The organism is Nocardia aurantiaca, from assembly GCF_009708175.1.
Taxonomy (GTDB): domain Bacteria; phylum Actinomycetota; class Actinomycetes; order Mycobacteriales; family Mycobacteriaceae; genus Nocardia; species Nocardia aurantiaca.
Genome location: NZ_WMBB01000002.1, coordinates 101,036 through 121,046 on the forward strand (window position 1 = coordinate 101,036; position 20,011 = coordinate 121,046).

At 69.1% G+C, this 20,011-nt stretch carries 15 protein-coding genes and 1 tRNA gene; 3 read left to right on the forward strand and 13 right to left on the reverse strand.

Annotated elements, in window-relative coordinates; genetic code table 11:
* Window positions 1-68: 68 nt before the first annotated feature.
* The 7 genes from pknB to GLP40_RS04015 form a co-directional block, all read right to left on the reverse strand.
* Window positions 69-1,967, reverse strand: coding sequence for a Stk1 family PASTA domain-containing Ser/Thr kinase (gene pknB, locus GLP40_RS03985; RefSeq protein ID WP_154786478.1), 1,899 nt, complete (start codon window positions 1,965-1,967; stop codon window positions 69-71).
* Complete coding sequence (locus GLP40_RS03990; protein WP_154786479.1) at window positions 1,964-3,511, reverse strand: protein kinase domain-containing protein; 1,548 nt, start codon at window positions 3,509-3,511, stop codon at window positions 1,964-1,966. Before GLP40_RS03990 ends, pknB begins: the two co-directional genes overlap by 4 nt.
* Before the next feature lie 34 nt (window positions 3,512-3,545).
* Window positions 3,546-5,021, reverse strand: a complete 1,476-nt coding sequence (locus tag GLP40_RS03995) for a peptidoglycan D,D-transpeptidase FtsI family protein (RefSeq protein WP_328289655.1) — start codon at window positions 5,019-5,021, stop codon at window positions 3,546-3,548.
* On the reverse strand, window positions 5,018-6,484 hold the full coding sequence (locus GLP40_RS04000) for an FtsW/RodA/SpoVE family cell cycle protein (RefSeq protein WP_154786480.1): 1,467 nt from the start codon (window positions 6,482-6,484) through the stop codon (window positions 5,018-5,020). Before GLP40_RS04000 ends, GLP40_RS03995 begins: the two co-directional genes overlap by 4 nt.
* Window positions 6,484-7,986 (reverse strand): PP2C family protein-serine/threonine phosphatase, encoded by a 1,503-nt coding sequence (locus GLP40_RS04005; RefSeq protein WP_328289656.1) that lies wholly within the window; start codon window positions 7,984-7,986, stop codon window positions 6,484-6,486. The genes GLP40_RS04000 and GLP40_RS04005 overlap by 1 nt, the downstream gene beginning before the upstream one ends.
* Window positions 7,983-8,450, reverse strand: coding sequence for an FHA domain-containing protein FhaB/FipA (locus GLP40_RS04010; RefSeq protein ID WP_040862589.1), 468 nt, complete (start codon window positions 8,448-8,450; stop codon window positions 7,983-7,985). The genes GLP40_RS04005 and GLP40_RS04010 overlap by 4 nt, the downstream gene beginning before the upstream one ends.
* A gap of 208 nt (window positions 8,451-8,658) precedes the next feature.
* A complete protein-coding gene (locus GLP40_RS04015; protein WP_154786481.1) occupies window positions 8,659-10,053 on the reverse strand; it encodes a DUF3662 and FHA domain-containing protein in 1,395 nt (464 codons plus the stop codon).
* Window positions 10,054-10,364: 311 nt separating this feature from the next.
* Here GLP40_RS04015 and GLP40_RS04020 point away from each other — a divergent pair.
* Window positions 10,365-10,450, forward strand: a tRNA-Leu gene (locus GLP40_RS04020).
* 783 nt (window positions 10,451-11,233) lie between these two features.
* On the opposite strand, the gene GLP40_RS04025 is transcribed toward GLP40_RS04020, so the two are convergent.
* Window positions 11,234-12,286, reverse strand: coding sequence for a stage II sporulation protein M (locus GLP40_RS04025; protein WP_154786482.1), 1,053 nt, complete (start codon window positions 12,284-12,286; stop codon window positions 11,234-11,236).
* A gap of 190 nt (window positions 12,287-12,476) precedes the next feature.
* Between GLP40_RS04025 and GLP40_RS04030 the strand changes: the two genes are divergently transcribed.
* The gene (locus GLP40_RS04030; RefSeq protein WP_154786483.1) at window positions 12,477-13,280 is read left to right on the forward strand and encodes an RDD family protein; all 804 of its coding nucleotides are present in this window, start codon (window positions 12,477-12,479) and stop codon (window positions 13,278-13,280) included.
* Here GLP40_RS04030 and GLP40_RS04035 read toward each other — a convergent pair.
* The 5 genes from GLP40_RS04035 to GLP40_RS04055 form a co-directional block, all read right to left on the reverse strand.
* The gene (locus GLP40_RS04035) at window positions 13,258-14,553 is read right to left on the reverse strand and encodes a DUF58 domain-containing protein (protein ID WP_328289657.1); all 1,296 of its coding nucleotides are present in this window, start codon (window positions 14,551-14,553) and stop codon (window positions 13,258-13,260) included. The genes GLP40_RS04030 and GLP40_RS04035 overlap by 23 nt on opposite strands.
* Before the next feature lie 2 nt (window positions 14,554-14,555).
* Complete coding sequence (locus GLP40_RS04040; RefSeq protein WP_154786484.1) at window positions 14,556-15,578, reverse strand: AAA family ATPase; 1,023 nt, start codon at window positions 15,576-15,578, stop codon at window positions 14,556-14,558.
* On the reverse strand, window positions 15,554-16,627 hold the full coding sequence (locus GLP40_RS04045) for a DUF4129 domain-containing protein (protein WP_230329226.1): 1,074 nt from the start codon (window positions 16,625-16,627) through the stop codon (window positions 15,554-15,556). Before GLP40_RS04045 ends, GLP40_RS04040 begins: the two co-directional genes overlap by 25 nt.
* A complete protein-coding gene (locus GLP40_RS04050) occupies window positions 16,624-17,499 on the reverse strand; it encodes a hypothetical protein (RefSeq protein ID WP_328289659.1) in 876 nt (291 codons plus the stop codon). The genes GLP40_RS04045 and GLP40_RS04050 overlap by 4 nt, the downstream gene beginning before the upstream one ends.
* Before the next feature lie 81 nt (window positions 17,500-17,580).
* On the reverse strand, window positions 17,581-18,153 hold the full coding sequence (locus GLP40_RS04055) for a TetR/AcrR family transcriptional regulator (protein ID WP_328289660.1): 573 nt from the start codon (window positions 18,151-18,153) through the stop codon (window positions 17,581-17,583).
* A gap of 64 nt (window positions 18,154-18,217) precedes the next feature.
* Between GLP40_RS04055 and GLP40_RS04060 the strand changes: the two genes are divergently transcribed.
* Entirely contained in the window at window positions 18,218-19,957 is a 1,740-nt protein-coding gene (locus tag GLP40_RS04060; protein ID WP_230329227.1) for an MFS transporter, read from the forward strand.
* Window positions 19,958-20,011 lie beyond the last annotated feature (54 nt).

Sequence of the window (20,011 nt, forward strand, 5' to 3'; positions counted from 1 at the left end):
AGGTTTCACATGAAACAGGGGGTTCGCGGACGATCCGCGAACCCCCTGTTCTCACAGTGCAATCGTGATCACGGCGGGCCGAGTGAGAGCACGCCGGTCGTGATGGTCACCGTCTGGGACTTGCCGAGCGGCGAGCCCGCGGTCGGCTGCTGGGCCAGGATGCGCCCGACCTCGCCGGCGTTCAGCGTGCTCATGGTGTTCTGGCTGACCTGCCCGTTCCACCCCTTCTGGCGCAGCACATCGGCGGCCTGGGCCGCGGTCAGACCACGAAGGTCGGGCATGGTCAGCTGGTCGCCACTGGAAACCTGCACGGTCACCGTCGAGCCCTTGTCAGCCTGAGTACCCGCTGGTGGGTTGGTGGCGATCACCGTGCCCTTGGGCTGATTGTTCGGAACCTCCTGGACCACCACCTTGAACAAGGCGGTATCACCCAGCGTCGACTGTGCTACATCGATGGATTGCCCGACCACATTGGGCACCACCACCTTGTCCGGGCCGGAACCGAGGGTGATGGTGACCTGTCCGTCGGAGTCGGTCTTCTGCCCCGCGTCGGGGGTCTGCGCGACGACCTTGTCCTTGTCCTCGGTGCTGGACGCTTCCCGCTTCACATCCGGATTCAGCCGCAGCCCCTGGGAATTCAGCTGCTGCTCGGCCTGCTGTTGGGTGAGACCGGCCAGTTTCGGCACCGGGACCTGCTGCGGGCCCGCCGACACCTGCAGGGTGACGGTGCTGCCCTTGTTGACGCGTGACCCGCCCAGCGGCTGGGTGGCGATGACATTGCCCTGCGCCACCTTGGGATCGTTCTTCTGCTGGATGGCGACCGTGAAACCGGCCCTCTCCAGATCCCGTTGCGCCAATTGATAGTTCTGGTTGGCCACATCCGGCACCGCGACCTGATCCGGATGCGAGCCGGGGCCGACCAGCATCCACAGCAGCCCGGCCACCGCCGCGATCGCGGCCACCGCGAGCACCGCGATCAGCGCGGTGCGCCGGCGCGGACTCGCCTCGACGATCTCCTGTTCGGTGGTGTCGTCGCGGCGTTCGATGGTGCGGTAGCTGCGCGGCGGCGGCAGCTCGTCGTCGAAACTGCGGTCCTCGTCGGTCATGATCATGGGCGCGGTGGGCTTCTGCCCGCCCAGCACCCGGATCAGGTCGGCGCGCATCTCGGCGGCGGTCTGGTACCGGTTGGCCGGGTTCTTGCTCATGGCCTTGAGCACGACCGAGTCCAATTCGCGCGGCACGCCGGGATGCACCTGCGACGGCAGCCGCGGATCCTCCCGGACATGCTGGTAGGCCACCGCGACCGGCGAGTCACCGGTGAACGGCGGTTCGCCGGTGAGGATCTCGTAGAGCACACAGCCCACCGAGTACACATCCGAGCGCGCGTCCACCTGCTCGCCGCGGGCCTGCTCGGGCGAGAGGTACTGGGCCGTGCCGATGACGGCGGCGGTCTGGGTCATGGGGTTGGAGCTGTCGGCGATGGCGCGGGCGATGCCGAAGTCCATCACCTTGACCGCGCCCGCCCGGTTGATCATGATGTTGGCGGGCTTCATGTCCCGGTGCACGATGCCGTTGCGGTGCGAGAAGTCCAGCGCCGCACACACATCCGCGATGACCTCCATGGCGCGTCGGGGCGGCAGGGGTCCCTTGCCGCGCACGATGTCGCGCAGGGTGTCGCCGTCGACGTACTCCATGACGATGTAGGGCAGCGGGCCACCGTCCACCTCGGCCTCGCCGGTGTCGTACACCGCCACGATGGCCGGATGGTTGAGCGCGGCCGCGTTCTGCGCCTCCCGCTTGAAGCGCAGGTAGAACGTGGGGTCGCGGGCGAGGTCGGCGCGCAGCACCTTGATGGCCACATCCCGGCCGAGCCGGAGATCTCGCGCCTTGTGCACCTCCGACATGCCACCGAACCCGATGATCTCGCCCAGCTCGTAGCGAGAGGAGAGGTTCTTCGGGGTCGTCATGGCAATCCTTGCTGCGGGACTGTGGGTGAATTGGCGTCCGGCGTGTTCACCGGTCCTCGGGTGGAGCCGGGAGTCACTGGCCATGATGGTATGTCGCCCTGCGGCCACGGCCAGCGACCGGTGGTGGTCGGTCGCGCCGACGTGGTCGGCACGGTGGTCGTGGGCTTGGGCGAGGTTGTGGTGGTGACCGGCGGTGTCGTCGTCGGCTCGGGGGTGGTGGTCGGCGGCTGCTCGACGGTGGTCACCGGGGGCGGCGGCACCGGTCGCTCCTTGGTGGTGGTCGGCGGGGACGTGGTCGTCGGCGGGACCACCGGGGGCGCCACCACCGCGCTGGTGCGGGCGGGCGGCGTGGACTCATGCGAGGAACTGCTCATCAGCACGATGGCGGCGGCCGCGCCGAGGATGAGCGCGCCCACGCCCAGACCGGCGAGGGCCTTCTGACCGGCGGTGAACCGGCCGGTGCCGGTGTCCTCGACCCCGGCGATCGCCATCGGGGGCCCCACCGGGGTGCGGGGGCCGGGCATCACGGTGGTCGCGGTGGCGGGCGGCTGCTCGGCCGGCCCGCGCAGGGGCTGCGGCGGCGGGCCCGCGTAGCGCGTGGTGGCCTGATCGGCACGGGCGCCCGGAATGATCATGGTCGGTCCGGGCGGCAGCACCCGGGTCGCGCCGGTCATCGGTGGGGAGATTGGAATGCCGCCGGGCGGCGTGGGTCTGCGGCCCGAGCGCACCGCGGCCACCGCGTCGGCGAACTCGCCGCCATTGGCGTAGCGCTGGCCCGGATCCTTGGCCATGGTGATCTCGATGAGCTCCCGCACGTTCGGCGGCAGGTCGGCGGGCAGCGGCGGCGGGGCCTCCCGCACATGCTTCATGGCGACGGTCAACGCGCCGTCGCCGGTGAACGGCCGGGCGCCCGACAGCGCCTCGTAGCCGACCACGCCGAGGGAGTACACGTCGGAGGCGGCGGTGGCGTCCTCGCCGGTGGCCTGCTCCGGGGCGATGTACTGGGCGGTGCCCATCACCATGCCGGTCTTGGTGACCGGGGAGGCGTCCACGGCCTTGGCGATACCGAAGTCGGTGATCTTCACCTGACCGGTCGGGGTGACGAGGATATTGCCCGGCTTCACATCCCGGTGCACGACGCCCGCGAGATGCGCGACCTGGAGCGCGCGACCGGTCTGCTCGAGCATGTCCAGGCCCTGCGCCACCGAGAGCCGGCTCAACCGCGACAGCACCGCGTTGAGCGGTTCACCCTGCACGTATTCCATGACCAGGTAGGCGATCTCGCCGCCCGACCCGTCCTGGGCCTCGCCATAGTCGTAGATGCTCGCGATTCCGGGGTGATTGAGCTGCGCGGTGGTCCGCGCCTCGGTACGGAAGCGCTGCCGGAAGGTGGGGTCGGCGGAGAATTCCGCCTTGAGCACCTTCACCGCGACCCGGCGGTCCAGCCGGGTGTCCAGCGCCTCCCAGACCTGGCCCATGCCGCCGGTGGCGATCAGCCGCTGCAGCCGGTACCGGTCCGCGATCATCGCACCGTTGTTCAGCATTCGAGACCCTGTCTACCTTGCACTTTCATGTCGTTCAGCCCCCCAGTCCGGCGTCCAGCACAGCCCGTGCGATCGGCGCGGCGACGGAGCCACCGGTGGCGGCCAGCGCCCGGTCGCCGCCGTTCTCGACGATCACCGCGATCGCGATCTTCGGGTTCTGCGCCGGCGCGAAGGCGATGTACCAGGCGTGCGGCGGAGTATTGCGCGGATCGTTGCCGTGCTCGGCCGTACCGGTCTTCGACGCGATCTGATACGAGCGCCGCTGCGTCCCTCCCTGCGTGTTCTTCTCCGACTCGAGCATCAGATTGGTGATCTGGGTGGCCACCTGCGGCGTCACCGCCTGGCCCACCGAGGTCGGCTTGGTGGTCTCCAGCGTGCTCAGGTCGGGCGCCTGCAGCTGGTCCACCAGATACGGCTTCATCCGCACGCCGCCATTGGCGATGGTGGCCGCGATGACCGCGTTGTCCAGCGGGGTGAGCGCGACATCACGCTGACCGATGCTGCTCTGGCCGAGCGCCGCGTTGTCGGGAATCGTTCCGACCGTGCTGTCCGCCCACGGAATCGGAATGTTCGGATGCTGCGTACCGATTCCGAACGCGTTCGCCTCGTCCTTGAGTTTCGCGGCCCCCACCTTGATACCGAGCTCGACGAAGGCGGTGTTACACGAGTACTTGAAAGCGTCTGTCAGCGATGCGGTTTGCGCATCGCCCGGCCCGCAGTGGCTGCCGTTGTAATTCTCCAGTGTGGTGGCGGTGTCCGGCAACGTGATCCGCGGCTGCGCGGTGAGTTGATCCTCGGGCTTGGCGACCCCGTTGGACAACGCGGCCGCGGTGACGATCACCTTGAATGTCGAACCCGGCGGATAGGTCTGCGACACAGCGCGATTCAACATCGGCTGGCGCGGATCCTGCTGCAGCTGCTCCCAGGTCTTCTGGGTGGCGGCGCCGTCGTGCCCGGCCAGCAGGTTCGGATCGTAGGACGGCGTGGACACCATGGTCAGGATGCGGCCGGTACTGGGCTCGATGGCCACCACAGAACCGGTCAGGTTCTTGGCCGTCAGCTGCTCGTAGGCCACCTTCTGCATGACCGGGTTGAGCGTGGTCACCACATTGCCGCCGCGCGGATCCCGGCCCGAGATCATGTCGATGAGCCGCCGCCCGAACAGGCTGTTGTCCGAGCCGTTGAGCACCGAGTCCTCGGCATGCTCGAGCCCGTTACTGCCGTATTGCATCGAGTAGTAGCCGGTGGCGGGGGCGTAGGCCAGCGGATCGGTCGGGTAGGTGCGCAGGTACTTGTAGCGGTCGTCGGTGGCCACCGAACTGGCCAGCACGGTGCCGGCCGCGGAGATCTGGCCGCGCTGCCGCGCATACTCGTCCAACAGGACTCGCACATTGCGCGGATCGTTGCGCAGGCTGTCCGCCTTGAACACCTGCACATAGGTGGCGTTGGCCAGCAGTGCGACGATCATCACCATGACCGCCAACGCCACCCGGCGCAGAGGCGTGTTCACGCGGCACCCCCCTCGACCTTGCGCAGCAGTTGAGTCGACGCGTCCGCGATCGGCTCCGCCCGCTTCCGGGCGGGGGCCGGCCGTCGAGCCGCGTCCGACACCTTGATCAACAGGCCCAGCAGCACATAGTTGGCCAGCAGGGAAGAACCGCCATAGGACATGAACGGCGTGGTGAGACCGGTCAGCGGAATCAGCTTGGTGACACCGCCGACCACCACGAACACCTGGATGGCGATCGTGAAGGCCAGGCCCGCGGCAAGCAGCTTGCCGAAGCTGTCGCGAATGGCCAGCGCGGTGCGAATACCGCGAATGGTGAACACGCAGAACAGCATCAGGATGGCGGTCAGCCCGATCAGGCCGAGCTCCTCCCCGATGGCGGAGATGATGAAGTCGGTCTTGGCGAAGGGCACCTGCGAGGGCCGCCCGCTGCCCAGCCCGGTCCCGGCCAGCCCGCCGGTGGCCAGCCCGAACAGCGACTGCGAGATCTGGTAGCCGGTATTGGAGTAGTCGGCGAAGGGATGCAACCAGGTCGCGACCCGCACCCGCACATGCCCGAAGGCGTTGTAGGCGAACACGAATCCGATGGCCAGCAGCACCACCCCGACCGCCACCCAGCCCACCCGCTCGGTCGCGATGTAGAGCATGCACAGCACGGTGGCGAAGATCAGCAGCGAGGTGCCGAGATCCTTCTCCACCACCAGCACGCCCACCGACACCACCCACACCAGCAGGATCGGACCCATATCGCGCATGCGCGGCAGCTCCATGCCGAACACGTGCTTGCCCGCGCCGGTGAACAGGTCGCGCTTGGACACCAGCACGCCGGCGAAGAACACGATGAGCAGGATCTTGGCGAACTCACCGGGCTGAACGCTGAAGCCCGGCAGGCGAATCCAGATCTTCGCGCCGTTCACCTGGGAGTAGCGGTCCGGCAGCACCGCGGGCAGGGCCAGCGCGATCAGACCCATCAGACCCAGGGTGTAGGCGTAGCGGGCCAGACTGCGGTAGTCGCGCAGCGCGATCAACAACCCCGTGAAAACCACCATCCCCAACCCCGTCCACAGCACCTGCTGATTGGCGTCGGGGGAGGGGATGGGCAGGGAAGCGAAGGCGGCGTCCTGCGCCTGCGCTAGGTCCACGCGGTGAATCACCACCAGGCCCAACCCGTTCAGCAGCGCCGCGATCGGCAGTAGGAGCGGATCCGCGAAGGCCGCGTACCGCCGCACCGCCAGATGCGCGACGCCGAACAGAGCCATGTACGCGGCACCGAGTTTGGCGATCTCCCAGGTGATCGCCTGCTCCTGACTGGCCTCCACGAGGACCAGCGACACCGTCGTGATGACGGCCGCCAGTCCCAGCAGCAGCAACTCGACATTGCGCCGGGTGGCGGGCGGCGGCGCAGGAGCGAATCCGCCGGGTGGACTGGGAAAGGCCCCAGTGGACGGCGGTGCCGGTGCGGACATCAGCCCGCCGTCCTGCAGTTCTGCCCCGGAGTCTGCGGTGCCGTGGCGGTGGTGACAGGAACGGTGGGCTGGTCCGTCTTGCGGGGTTCCAGCGGGTGGTTCTCGCCGGTTCGCTCACCGCCGGTGAGGCCGCCGGGCGCGGCCGGAGTGGTGGTGACGGGCGTACCCGGCTGGTTCGCGTCCGCGGGCGGCGTGGCCGGGGGCACGGTCGCCGGGGTGGTCGGCTGCTGCTGCTGCTTTTCACACGGCGGCAGCAATTCGCCCTGCACCAGATTCCGGATCTGCTTGACGGCGTCATCGCGGGAGCCCGGCGGCAGGCCCTTGTCGACCGAGTCACGGCCGCTGGGGCGAAGATCATTGCGGGTCAGCTGCACACAGCCGGTCGGGAACGTGTCGCCGGGCGCGGCCAGCGTCAATTCGCCCCCGCGTGTGACACATCCGACCTGATCCACATCGCGGATGGAGTAGCCCAGCACCGAACCGGGCAGACCGCGCAGCACGACCACCTTCTCGCCGTCCACGCCCACGTAGTAGTTGCTGCGAATCATGTTGTAGCCCACGGTGAGACCCGCGCCCACCGCGACCAGCAGCGCCAGCGACAGCGCCAGCCAGCGCAGCTTGTGGCTCTTCTTCGGCGGCTCGGGTTCGGGCTGCTGCACCGTGCGGCGCGGGGTGGCGCGCGGCGGGCGCATGGCGGCGGCCCGGCCGGCGGCGGTGTTCGGCGGCGGCGTGTCTTCGTCCTCACCGGAGGCCGCGCCCGCCACGATGGGGTGCGACTGGCCGTAGTCCAGATCGATGACGTCGGCGACCACCACGGTCACGTTGTCGGGACCGCCACTGCGCAAAGCCAATTCGATGAGCCGGTCGGCCGCCTCGTCGGTGGTGCCCTCGCGCAGGGTGTTGGCGATGGTCTCGTCGCTCACCACATCCGAGAGGCCGTCGGAGCAGAGCAGATAGCGGTCCCCGGCGCGTGCTTCCCGTATCACCAGGGTGGGGTCGATCTCGTTGCCGGTGAGCGCCCGCATGATCAGCGAGCGCTGGGGATGGGTGTGAGCCTGCTCCGGGGTGATCCGTCCCTCGTCCACCAGCGACTGCACGAAGGTGTCGTCACGGGTGATCTGGGCCAGCTCACCGCCTCGGAGCAGGTAGGCGCGGGAGTCGCCGATGTGCGCGAGGCCGAGTTTGCGCCCCGCGAACAGGATGGCGGTGAGCGTGGTGCCCATGCCGTCGAGTTCCGGCTCCTCCTCGACCTGGTCGGCGATGGCGGCATTGCCTTCGTGCACAGCACGATTCAGCTTGCCGAGCAGATCGTCGCCGGGCTCGTCGTCGTCGAGATGCGCCAGCGCGGCGATCATGAGCTGCGAGGCGACCTCACCGGCGGCGTGGCCGCCCATGCCGTCCGCCAGCGCGAGCAGACGCGCACCTGCGTAAACGGAGTCCTCGTTATTGGCCCGGACGAGACCACGGTCGCTGCGCGCTGCGTAGCGGAGAACAAGTGTCACGATCGCAGCTCGATCACTGTCTTGCCGACACGGACGGGGGTACCGAGCGGAACTCGGACCGGAGTGGTGACCTTCGACCGGTCGAGGTAGGTCCCATTGGTGGAACCGAGATCCTCGACGTACCAATCCTCACCGCGCGGAGACAGTCGCGCGTGGCGGGTGGAGGCGTAGTCGTCGGTGAGGACCAGTGTGGAGTCGTCGGCCCGCCCGATCAGCACCGGCTGTGTGCCGAGCGAGATACGGGTGCCGGCGAGAGAACCCTGAGTCACCACGAGATATTTGGCGCCCTTCTGGCCCCGGCGAAATGATGGGAGCACCGCGGAACCGCCTGCGGCCCGAGGCGCGACCCGCAGGCCGGAAGCCGCGTAGATATCGCTGCGCAGGGTCCGGAGCACCGCCCACACGAACAGCCACAACAGCAGCAGGAACCCCGCACGGGTCAGTTGCAGGATCAATCCCTGCACGGTGCTCCACCTCCTGTTCGACCGTGTCGTAGGTACGGGGCAGTTACGGAGGTATGGCTCCGTGACCCCCAACCGGTGTGTTGCTGGTCAGCGCGGCCAGAGTCCGCCGCAAGTATTGGCAGCATCATAGGGCCGTCGACCGGTTGCGATCACGATACGACCGACGAATTCCTAGCCATATCGTGACCTGCACCGCGAGCTTACGGGATCAGACGATCCGGATCAGGATCTCGGAATGTCCGGCGCGGATCACATCCCCGTCGGCCAACTGCCAATCCTGGACGGGCGACCCGTTGACCAGGGTGCCATTGGTCGAACCGAGGTCCGAGAGCATCGCGGTCTGACCGTCCCAGCGAACCTCGATATGCCGCCGGGAGACTCCGGTATCCGGCAACCGGAAGTGCGCGTCCTGCCCGCGGCCGATGATGTTGCTGCCCTCACGCAATTGGTAGGTGCGACCGGAGCCGTCGTCCAGCTGCAGCGTCGCCGAGTAGCCGGAGCCGCCGCGCGCCGGCGCCGCGCCGTAGCCCGCCTGCTGCTGGCCGTACCCCTGCTGCTGACCGTAACCCTGCTCGTCGCCGTAGCCGGCCTGCTCCGGGTACTGGTCGTAGCCCTGCTGGCCGTAGCCCTGCTGCTGGCCGTACCCCTGGTCGGCGTAGCCCTGTTGGCCGTAGCCGCCCTGGTCGTAGCCCTGCTGGCCGTAGCCCTGCTGCTGGCCGTAGCCCTGGTCGGCGTAGCCCTGTTGGCCGTAGCCGCCCTGATCGCCGTAGCCCTGGTCATAGCCGGGCTGCTGCTGGCCGTAGCCCTGCTCGGCATAGCCCTGCTGACCGTACGCCTGCTCGGACTGGCCGTAGCCCTGCTGGCCGTAGCCCTGGTCGGCGTAGCCCTGCTGACCGTAGCCGCCGCCCTGTTGCTGGTAGTCGTAGCCGTTCTGGTAGTCGCCGTAGCCCGGCTCGGATTGGCCGTAGCCGGCCTGCTCGTAGCCCTGCTGACCACCGCGGCCGTACTCGCCGTAACCATGCTGACCTGGGCGGCTCGCAGGCGGGGGCGCGTACCCGCGGTTCCGCGGATCGGACTCCGCGGGCTCACGGCTTGGGTCGTAGCCTGAGTTCTGCGTCATGGGGCCAGCTCCTGGTTGCGGGTTGGGTCGTTGTGGGCGTTCAGGTCCCGGTGACGGGCCTGCCCGCCTCCCCACGTCCGGATCCACCCGGCCGCGTGTCCTGAACTGTCCGGTGTGCAGCGTAGGGGATGCCTCGAATTCCACGTGCACTTCGCCGTAGGTCTGCCACCCCTGATCGCGGATGTAGTCCTGCAGATGTTTGGTGAATGCGCGCTTCGTGAGCTCGTAATCCTGCGCGGCGAGATCGCGATCCGGCTGTCCCTCGCCCTGGACGAGCTGCCGTAGATCCGACTCGTTGATGGTGATGACATAGCTGTTCGGAGCCAGCAGATGCCCGCCACCGAGATCCTGGACGTGGTCGGCGGCCTCGCGCTGCAGCGCGGCCTCGACCTCCTGGGGCACGACACTCCCGCCGAAGGCGCGGGCGAAGACATCTCCCACAGCGCCCTGGAGGCGGCGTTCGAATCGGGAAACGATTCCCATAGCCCCTCCTTCTCGGGTTCCGACGCCCCCGTGCGGAAGCGTGTGTCGTGTCGTGTTTCCGACCGGCCGTACCATGCGCGAAGCGTTCGAGAAAGCAACACGCGGACATGGCGTGTCGCCGCAGGAACACGGTGATTGCATGATATCCACGATCGTCCACACCTGTAACTCTTGGCGGTGAGCCGAGGTTCCCGGGTCGCCCGGCGCCGGGTCCCGGTCGACACAGCACCGTGATCTCTTCTCCGCACCCCTGATAACCAGGCGATTTCGTTTTGGTGCAGACCCCGTGATACGTTTCTTCTCGTCGCTCAGGGCGAGTGGCGGAATGGCAGACGCGCTGGCTTCAGGTGCCAGTGTCCGTAAGGACGTGGGGGTTCAAGTCCCCCCTCGCCCACCACGGGGAAGGCCCTCGATCCGATTCGGATCGGGGGCCTTCTTCTATGTCTGGGTGGTCTGTCTTCTATGTCTGAGTTCCCTGTCGACTATGCCCGGGTTCGCATCTTCTTCGGTCCGGGATTCGCCTGTTCGATCGGATTCGGCGCGAATCCTCACGCTGTGCGGTGAGATTCGGAAAGTCGCAGGTCGCAGTGTATGTGACGAAGATCGCACACTCTCTTCGGGGTTACCTGCCGGAGGCGTTGCCAGGGGGCGTTTCGGGGCCTTCTCGGGGCCGAAAATCGTTTGCTGGAGGATGCCGTCTCGGGTATGCGCCCGATTACTGCCTGGCAATGCCTGATGATCATTTAGCGAAACCCATTCGAAACAAACTTGAAGTTTGTTTGACCGGAAGCGAAAGGCGGGCAATCACCCTGAGCTGGGTCGAAGTGCCAGCTTGATGCGGGTTGGACCGGTGGTAGACGGAAAAGTCGCGAGTTTTCCGCAAACTTCGCAACGGGGTCCGAGACGCATGGGGCGCGAAGGTTTGAAACGGGACATGAAACGCACCCGCGGGGATAGTTTCGGCCCTCTCCGCAGACCGCCCGCAAAGCGTATGCCGAGAATTAGCGATACCCTCAGGCTTCCTGCGGAGAAGGGGCATTTCGCCTGGTCGTCTTATACGCCCGGCGGGCAGTTCGGAGGTTGCGTAGCCATAACGATTGTGTAGAGTCAACGGCAACGCTGGCCGCAGCTGAGCCGGACTCGCTGCGGCCAGTGGAACTCAATCCGAACGGTTCCGCGACTACGAAGTCGCCACTCCCACGACCGCTTCCGGACCCTTCTCGATCGAATAGCCCGTTATGTGCTCCGAGCGATCGCCCCACTCCCGCTCCGCTATCAGACGCTCCTGCTCTCGAACCACAGTGCGACCGCGCCCGAATACGTAGGCCAGGAAGCCGAGTTCGGCCAGCGCGCCGAGGCCGACCCGGACGAGTGTGCCCAGTCCGCTGGGCGTCACGAAGCCCTCCAGGAAACCCGACACCAGCAGCACGCCCACCAGCCCCAACGCGATCACCGCGGTCGCCCGGCCCTGCCGCTCCAGCGCCTGCGGGCGGCTTTCCCGGCCCGGATCGATCAGCGTCCAGCCCAGCTTCAGACCCGCCCCGCCGGCCACGAAGATGGCTGTGAGCTCCAGCATTCCGTGCGGCAGGATCCAGCCGAAGAACGGCCCCAGTCGCCCCGCCCCCGCCATCAGGCCGGCGCTGATCCCCAGGTTCAGCGCGTTCATGAACAACAGGTAGACGGCGGGCAGGATGAGCACCCCGAGGAACAGCGCCATCGCCGACACCCACGCGTTGTTGGTCCACACCTTGGCGGCGAAGGCATCGTGCGAGTGCTCGTAGTAGTAGGTCTCGAATTCGCCGCCGGGGCGCGTCAAGGCATCCGTATTCGTGTCCAAGCCGAGATGCCGGCGCGCGGCCTCGGAATTGGCCACCCACGCGGCCAGTGCGGCCGATCCGAGCAGGAACACCGTCGCCACCGAGAGCCACCAGGGCCAGGCTCGGTACACGGCGGCCGGAAACCGGTGCGTGAAGAAGTAGCCGATCTCGCGTGGCGTATCGATACGGGCGCTCAGTATCCGACCTCGCGCTCGGGTCAGCACCGCCGAGAGGCCGGCAATGAGCTCAGGATCCGCCTCGCGGGTCTGGATGCGCGCCAACTGCTGCGACGCCAGGCGATACAGCCGCACCAACTCGTCGGCCTCCGCGCCGGTGAGTCGCTTGCCGCGGGAAGCCAGCTGATCCAACCGCTCCCAGGAAGGCCGGTGAACGAACGTGTAAGCGTCCAGATCCATGAGTACCCCTCCTGCGCTACGGCTGACAAAATGCTATCCGTCGTGATTCCACCTGGCAGAGCAAGCCGAGGAGGTTCGCGGCCCGTCTCGTGCTGGACCGAGCGGAGCGGGGGAGCGAAGCGGAGGAGCGGACGGAGGGAAGAACGAGACCTCCAGGGCCGCGAACCGCCCGAAGCGAAGCGAAGGGCAATTGGACAGAGCACTTTTCACCACCGGCGAGGCCGTCGCCGTCGAACTGCCGATCGCGCGGATCCCCACGCGGGCCGCGGCGTTCCTACTCGATCTGCTCGTACAGGTGGTCATCGGACTGCTGCTGACGCTGCTGTTCGAGGCGCTGCTGGTGTGGATCGGGGCCGATTCCGCGTGGCGGGACGCCGCGGTGCTGGTGGCCATGGTGAGTGCGCTGATCGGGTATCCGGTGCTGTTCGAGACGTTTTCGCGGGGACGCTCGGTGGGGAAGATGGCGGTCGGGCTGCGCGTGGTGCGCGCCGACGGCGGGCCCGTCGACTTCCGGCACGCGGTCACGCGCGGGCTGGCCGGCATCGTGGACTTCTGGATTCTGGGCACCGGGCTGATCGCCATCGTGGTGTCGCTGTGCTCGCCCAATGCCCGGCGCGTCGGGGACGCGCTGGCGGGCACGGTGGTGGTGCACGACCGCAGCCGGCTGCCCTTCGCCGCGCTGGCCGCGCCGCCGCCGTGGCTGATGGGCTGGGCCCGCCAACTCGACTTGTCCGGCCTCTCCGATGAACTGGCGCTGGCGACGCGGCAGTACCTGCTGCGGTTCCGCACCCTGACCCCGGAGGTGCAGGACCAACTGGGCCGCGCGCTGGTCATCGCGGTGTGCACCAGCCTGCGCACACCGCCGCTGAACGGCTGTCCGCCGCTGCAGATTCTGGGCGCGGTGCTCGCCGAACGGCAGCGCCGCGCGATTCCGCCGCCGCTCTTCGCGCAGCGCCCCGTCGCCGTACCGGTTACAGCGCCCCGGTCCGCTTGAGTTCCAGGTATTCGTCGGCCAGCGCCTCCGGCAACTGATCGGGGGACGCGGCGACGACCCGGACGCCCATGCGGCGCAGCGTCTCCCGGGCCACCGCGTGCTCGGCGATGACATTCTCGGCGGCGGCCGCGGCGTAGAGGTCGTCGAGTCCCGAGCGGCGGGTGGCGGCGGCCGCGACCTCCGGATCGGTCACCGACACCAGCAGTACGCGATGCCGCTCGGTCAGCACCGGCAGCACCGGGCGCAGACCCTCCTGCACGGTGGCGGCGTCGAGATGAGTGAACCAGACCACCAGGCTGCGGCGGCGGGCCCGGCGCAGGGTAGCGCGCAGCACGCCCTGATAGTCCGTGTCGACCAGTTCCGGCGTGAGCCCGGCCAGCGCGTGCATGAGCTTGACCTGCAGGCGTTTTCCGCCGACGCCGCGCACCTCGGTGCGCAGGCGGCGGTCGTAGGCCAGCAGGTCCACCGAGTCGCCGCCGGACGCGGCCAGCCCGCCCAGCAACAGCGCGGCCTCGATGGTGGAGTCCAGGCGGGTGCCGTCGCCGACCCGGCCCGCGCTCACCCGCCCGGTGTCCAGCAGCATGACCACGTGCCGATTGCGTTCCGGCCGCCAGGTGCGTACCAGCACGTCATTGGCGCGGGCGGTGGCGCGCCAGTCGATGGTGCGCACATCGTCACCCGCGACATATTCACGGAACGAATCGAATTCGGTGCCCTGCCCGCGAATCGTGGTGGTGTTGCGACCCTCCAACTGCTGCAATTGCTTCACCTTCGAGGCCAGCAGCCGCTCGCTGCGGAATGGCGGCAGCGCGCGCAACCGGGCCGGGACCTCCCGCCGCACCTGACGGCCGGCCACACCGAGCGGGCCCAGCAGGCGCAGCGTCACCGGCCCGGCCACCCGGTCGCCGTGATAGTCCGGGGTCAGCTCGGTGCGCAGCCAAATCCTGGTGTTGGGCGGCAGGTTCAACGCGTGGGTGCGATGCCGCGCGTGCGCGCTGGGCGGCCAGTCGTCCCACAGCGTGCCGCGCACCGGCCGCGCGCCGTCGTTCAGCACCGCCAGTTCCACGTCGATACTGCGGCCGGTACGCACCGTGGTGAGGGGCGCCCGTGAAAGTTCCAGCGCGCCCGGCGATCCCAGCAGTATCAGGTCGACCGCGATGAGCGCGGCCAGCGCCAGGGTGGCGAGCAGCACGCCGAGCCACGACGGCAGCACCAGCGTGACGAACAGGGCCGCGAGCACCGCCGCGGCGGCCAGCCGGCCGGTGACGACCACGGCTACACCGGAACGGGGACGGACATCAGCAGCGAGGCCATCACGCCCTCGGCGGTGACGCCCTCCACCTCGTGCTCGGGCCGCAGGTGCAGCCGGTGCCGAAGCACCGTAGTCGCAACGGCTTTCACATCGTCGGGTGTGACATAGGCGCGCCCGTTCAGCCAGGCGAAGGCGCGCGCGGCGGCCATGAGCGCGGTCGCGCCGCGGGTGGACGCGCCGTGCGCCACGGCGGGGGAGGTGCGGGTGGCCCGGCACAGGTCCACCGTGTAGGCCAGCACCTCGGGACTGATGGCCACCTGGGCGACCGCGGCGCGGGCGGCCGCGATGTGCGCGGGACCGGCCACCGGGCGCAGTCCTGCGGCGGTCAGATCGCGCGGATCGAAGCCCGCGGCGTGCCGCTGCAGGATGCGGAATTCGTCATCGCGCCCGGGCAATTGGACGTCCACCTTGAACAGGAACCGGTCCAGCTGCGCCTCCGGCAGCGGATAGGTGCCCTCCTGCTCGATCGGGTTCTGGGTGGCGACCACCACGAACGGATCCGGCAGCGGCTGCGGCACGCCGTCCACCGAAACTTGGCGCTCCTCCATGGATTCCAGCAGCGCCGACTGTGTCTTCGGCGGGGTGCGGTTGATCTCGTCGGCCAGTAGCAGGTTGGTGAACACCGGGCCGCGGCGGAAGGTGAACTCGGCCGAATGCGGATCATAGATCTGCGAACCGGTGACATCGCCCGGCATCAGGTCGGGGGTGAACTGGATGCGGGCGTGCTCCAGGTCCAGCGCCGTGGCCAGCGCGCGCACCAGCAGCGTCTTGGCCACGCCCGGGACACCTTCCAGCAGCACGTGGCCGCGGCACAGCAGCGCCAGCACCAGGAACATGACGGCGTGGTCGTTGCCGACGACGGCCTTGCCGATCTCGGCGCGCAGGGCCAACAGGGCCTGCTGGGCATCCTGCGCGGTGGGCGCGTGGTGGTTGGTGTCCACGACGTCCTTGGAAAGTTCGGTCACATGACCTCCGCTTCGATCCATTCGAGTTGTGCCGCCACGAGTCCAAGGGTCACGCGATCGGTGACCCGGTCGTACAGGGCGGCCCGGATGACGGCAGGGTCCGCGCCGGTGCGAGCGCCGATGGCCGACACCACCGGCTCCGCCGGGGTGTCGGCGGTGACGCCGAGCGCTGGGCGCAGCCGGCGCAGCGTCGCCGCCCGCAGTTTGGCGGCCACGTGTTCGTGATCGCGGGATTTCCGGTACAGCCCGGCCTGCCCGGCGAGCAGTTCATGGGCGGGGGCCTCCACGGGTAGTGGTTCGCGCACGATCGCGCCGCGACGCCGGCCTCGCCACCAGAGCACGGTGACCCAGGCGATGAGGAACTGCAGGCCGCCGAAGGCCAGCCAGTTCGGCAGCTGCTGGAAGATGGAATCGCTGCCCTCGCCGAAGTTCGGCGGCGGGACATCCGGGCGCTTGGGTGGGCTCGGCGGATTCGCCGGTGGCGTTGGCGTATCGGGGTGCGGGGTCGACGGCCCGGACCCGAGATGGGTGAGCACGTACACCAGCGCCACGACCGCCAGCACTGCGGCGACCGCGGCCCAGACCCGCCAATCCTTCAGCAGCTGCGGCAGTTCCGGCCGCTCCCGGGTCCGTTTGTCCTTGGCTGCCTTGGCTTTGCGCGCCTTGCGCTGCTCGGTGAGCTCGACCGGGCCGTCCTTGGGCGGCGGCGCGATCGAGTACCGGTCGGCTTGTTCGAGCAGCCGATACTCTGCCTCGGTGGCGTACCGTCCGCCATAGACGACCTCGTCGAAACTGTGTGCCGCCGAGGGCAGTTCGCCCGCGTCCGGGACCACCGCGGTGGCGGCCCGCGCGGTCTCCCGCGCCGTGCGCGCCCGCTCCTCCTCGAGGATCCCGCGTTGCTCCAGCCCTCGGGTGACGGCGCGATACCGCTCGCGCAGCGCGGCGCCGAAATCACCACGCCGGGCGGCGTCCTCGGCCGCGGCCAGGTGGGCGGCGGCCGGGCCCAGGGCGGGTTCGGGCGGGACCGCGCCGGCGGCGTCCGGACCCGGCATCCGATCGGTCTCGGTCATCGGCCGCCTCCGGCGGGTACCCGGATGTCCCAGGCTTCGCGGCGACAGCGCCGGTCGACATAGGTGACGACCTGGGTGGCCGACTCCACCAGTTCCCCGACCGCGACGATCAGCAGGGCGCCGGTCATGATCAGCACCGTCACCGTCCAGCGGTGGGTGCCGGAGAAATCGGCGATGAACTGTGGCAGCGCCAGCATCGGCACCACCAGCACCAGCAGCAGCCCGCGCAGGAACAGCCACAGACCGACCAGCTGCCATTCCGTCCCACCCGCAAGCAGTTTCGCGCGCCGGGCCGCCACGACGTAGGTGGCCGGCTGATCGAAGAGGACGGGCACCACCGTGAATCGCCGCCCGCGCAGCCAGGCCAGCCAGATCACCGCCGGCGGCACGGTGAACAGCAGGGGAGTGCCCACCAGCAGCACGCCGAGGCCGATGAGCGTGTACATCATCTGATGCCCGAACAGCGGACCGGCGTGCGCGGACAGCCGCCGCAGCGCATCGCGCCCCGTCGACGGCCGCCGGTACACGACCGACAGCCCGATCGGCACGGTCACCCCGCGTACGAAGAAGCGCAGCGCCCAGGCACACAGCAGGCCCACCAGCAACGCGCCCCAGAAGGTGCCGCTGTCGGAATTCCCGGTGAGCAGGGCCGCGAGGACCGTGCCCGCGACGGCCACCACCGAGGCCACCAGCACGGCGCCGCCGAGCAGGGCCGCCAAAGTCGTGATCCGGGCCTGGATCAGCGCGAAGGGCAGGTCGAGCAGTTCCCGGAAGTGCATCGGGCGAATCGGAACGACCACCGGTTCGGTCGAAGTCGGTTCCCCCGCCGAGCCGGTCGGCGAACCGACGGAGTCGGCGGCGGTCGGCAGCACGCGCCCGAGTCTATCCGGACCAGCGCGTTCAGTCGCCCGATGTGCGCCCGGGCGGCGAACTTCGCACCCCGCGGCGCGGTGTCAGTCGCGAGGTGCGTCGGTCTGCAGCAGCCGGGACACGACCTGCCGGTACATCTCGGGCTCGATCGGCGGCATGCCCAGCAGTGCGCGCAGATATACGCCATCGCCGACCAGGCGCACGATCTCGGCCCGCACCGGGTCCCGGATCTCGTTGTCCAGGGCCGTCTTCCAGGACCCCATCACCTCGGTGAGGGCCCGGTCGGTCTCCGCTTGCGCGGCGTCCGGGGGCGCGTCGACGGTCCGCATGGCGGCCAGCATGGAGCGGTACAGGGCGAGTTCGACGGCGTCGGCGTCGTCCTCGGGGTGCGGGGCCTGCAGATACCACTCCGCGACCGAACGCCCCTGCTCCACTGCGGTTCTCACCTGCTGGTCGGCCCGCTCGGCGAGGCGGCGGAGCAGTCCGGCCAGCAGTGCGTCCTTGCTTTTGAAGTGATAGAGCAGGCCGCCCTTGGAGACGCCCGCGGCGGCGGCCACGTTCTCCAGGGTCACCTGGGACAGGCCCTTGTCGAGCAGCAGGGTCTCGAGCGCGTCGAGGATCCGGTCGCGGGTGCCCGCGGGATTGCGTGTGGTCACGGGTTCACTGTACCGTCTGGACGGTTTAGCTGGTACTGTACCGTCCAGACGGTTCAATGCGGAGATGAGAAAGCTGATGACCACCCACCCCGGAATCACCCCCGCCGTACCCGCGACCGACGTTCCCTCGTTCCGTCGGGCTCCGGCGCGGCCCATATCCACAGGAAGTGCCCTGTCCCGCATCGCGGGCAAGGCCATCCGGGTCGCCACCCGCCGCACACCCGGCGGCGGCCCCGCGGCGCCCGAGGTTCGGCTGCCCGAACCGGTCGTTCGCCGCAGCGCTCCCCGGCCGGTCGGCGGGCCGCCCCGGGCCGGGTTCCGCGACTGGGCCGGCCTCGGCGTGCTGGCCCTCGCCCTGCTGCTGATCTCGGTCGACGCCACCGTGCTCGATCTGGCGGTCCCTTCGATCACCGCCGACCTCGCGCCGAGCACGCCGCAGCTGCTGTGGATCATCGACGTCTACTCGTTCGTGCTCGCGGGTCTGCTGGTCACCATGGGCACCCTCGGGGACCGCATCGGCCGCCGGCGTCTGCTGCTCATCGGCGCGGCCGGATTCGCCCTCGCTTCGGCCATCGCGGCCTGGGCGGTCAACCCCGGAATGCTCATCGCCGCACGTCTCCTGCAGGGTGTCGCCGGTGCGACCCTGATGCCCGCCACACTCGGGCTGATCCGGTCCATGTTCGCCGACGCCCGTCAGCGCACCCTGGCCATCTCGGTCTGGGGTGCCATGGCGGCCTCCGGTGCGGCCTTCGGCCCGCTACTGGGCGGCTGGATGCTCGAACATTTCTGGTGGGGCTCGGTCTTCCTGGTGAACCTGCCGGTCATGGCGCTGCTGCTGGTGCTGGCCCCGGTCCTGGTACCGGAATCGCGGGACCCGAATCCGGGCCGCTTCGACCTGGTCAGCGCCGGACTGTCCATGCTGGCCCTGATCCCGATCGTGTACGCGGTCAAGGAGCTCGCGGCTCACGGCCCGAGCCTGAACCTGCTGATCAGCGCCGGTGTCGGCGTGGTCGCGGGCGTGGCGTTCGTGCGTCGGCAGCGCGGGCTGTCCACGCCGCTCATCGACCTGAACCTGTTCGGGCTGCCCGCCTTCCGGGCGGCGGTCTTCACCAATCTGCTGTCGGTGTTCGCGCTGGCCGGTGTGCTGTTCTTCGGCTCGCAGTACCTGCAGTTGGTGCTCGGCCGCTCGCCGCTGGAGGCCGGTCTGCTGCTGATTCCGGGCACCGTGGGCTCCATGCTCGGTGCGTTGGCCGCGGCCTGGCTGGTCCGATACTGGCGTCCGGCAACGGTTCTCGCGGGCGCGCTGGTGACGGTCGCGATCGGCGCGGGTCTCTCCTGGCTGCTGCCGACCGATCCCTCGGGTTCGGTGACCCCGTTCATCGTGGGCTTCCTGCTGATCGGCCTGGGTGAGGGCGTGGCCCTGACGGTCTCGGCCGACATGATCGTGGGCGCCGCGCCGGAGGCCCGCGCGGGCAATGCGGCCGCCATCTCGGAGACGGCCATGGAGATGGGCATCGCGCTGGGCGTCGCGGTGCTGGGCAGTGCCGTCATGGCGGCCTTCCGCCACGGTCTGGACCTCTCGCATGTCCCGTCCGCCCACGCGGACGCGGCCCGCGAGTCGCTGGCCGGCGCGATCGAAACCGCCCGCGCCCTACCGCAACCCGCGGCCGGTGACCTGCTGAACTCGGCGCACTCCGCCTTCGTCAGCGGCATCCACCTGGCGGCCACCTCGACGGCGGCGATCCTGCTGCTGACCGCGGTCGTCGTTTACCGCTCCGCAACGCGGAAGCCGTCGGCGGCGTAATCGAAAATGGCTGTGGCCCGGGTGTTTCCATGCTCAATGTGAAACAACCCGGGC

Coding starts and splice junctions, on each gene's coding strand:
- GLP40_RS03990 (WP_154786479.1), bottom strand. CDS start 3,511: ATGCTGAACAACGGTGCGATGATCGCGGACCGGTACCGGCTGCAGCGG.
- GLP40_RS04040 (WP_154786484.1), bottom strand. CDS start 15,578: ATGGATCGAAGCGGAGGTCATGTGACCGAACTTTCCAAGGACGTCGTG.
- GLP40_RS04060 (WP_230329227.1), top strand. CDS start 18,218: ATGAGAAAGCTGATGACCACCCACCCCGGAATCACCCCCGCCGTACCC.
- pknB (WP_154786478.1), bottom strand. CDS start 1,967: ATGACGACCCCGAAGAACCTCTCCTCTCGCTACGAGCTGGGCGAGATC.
- GLP40_RS04000 (WP_154786480.1), bottom strand. CDS start 6,484: ATGTCCGCACCGGCACCGCCGTCCACTGGGGCCTTTCCCAGTCCACCC.
- GLP40_RS04015 (WP_154786481.1), bottom strand. CDS start 10,053: ATGGGAATCGTTTCCCGATTCGAACGCCGCCTCCAGGGCGCTGTGGGA.
- GLP40_RS04045 (WP_230329226.1), bottom strand. CDS start 16,627: ATGACCGAGACCGATCGGATGCCGGGTCCGGACGCCGCCGGCGCGGTC.
- GLP40_RS04025 (WP_154786482.1), bottom strand. CDS start 12,286: ATGGATCTGGACGCTTACACGTTCGTTCACCGGCCTTCCTGGGAGCGG.